The sequence below is a fragment of the Mesorhizobium sp. WSM4810 genome (genome assembly GCF_055811235.1).
In genome coordinates this window covers 1-710 of the sequence record NZ_JBVVQV010000091.1, presented here as the reverse complement: position 1 = coordinate 710, position 710 = coordinate 1, and the positions used below count along the sequence as shown (strand labels likewise).

The window sequence follows — 710 nt, the reverse complement described above, 5'->3', positions numbered from 1 at the left end:
AAAGTCCCTTCCAGCGCCGCTCGTTTGTGGCGATTTGCGCATCACGAAAGCTGCCGGCGGCGATCCGAACAGAATGGATTCCGAAGAAGATCACGAGGCCGAAAACCAGTAGTAGCATAACACCTCCGAGGTTCGGCGCGTCGGCGGGAAGGAAGGCTTGCTTACGCTCTCGCTCGAGTTGCCGGCTGCATATGCGCAAAACGGATTCTGCGAACGAGATGGTCAGAGTAATATATCCGGGACCCGCAATCTTGGAATGGGCGAAGCTGCCGATTGGCACGGCACAGCGGCATCGCCTGCGCACAGGTTCTTCGCGTTCAGCACGGAACCGCCGCGGTGAATGCCTGTGGCGACGTTCCGTTCACATAAATTGCATGAGGGCAACGGGCGGGCGGCGCTGTAGCGTTCGATATGCCCGTTCTCGTCGTCACGGCATCCAAGGCTGAGCGGTATGCTGCTTCGACCTAATTGCCGCCCTCCGCACATGGTACATGAAGGTCCGGAAATGGTCGAACACGACCTTGAGTTTGACCAGCCATAGATCCGTTTCTGGCGCTAGTTGCCCATTCCGGTGGCCAGCTCGAACGGTAAAACCTGACCCAATCCCGATCTTCCTGCGTTGGAATCTTTCCCAAAAGCCGACGTTGGGTGCGACCGGCGCTCATGACGCGATCCGCATCTTGCCACACGCGCCCGGCCTCGTTTTTGAA

The 710-nt window shown here is 58.3% G+C and carries 1 pseudogene; it reads right to left on the bottom strand.

Annotated features, from left to right (window positions below):
- Nucleotides 1-280: pseudogene (locus tag AC0L3O_RS35435) on the bottom strand (hypothetical protein); the annotation flags it as partial.
- Nucleotides 281-710 lie beyond the last annotated feature (430 nt).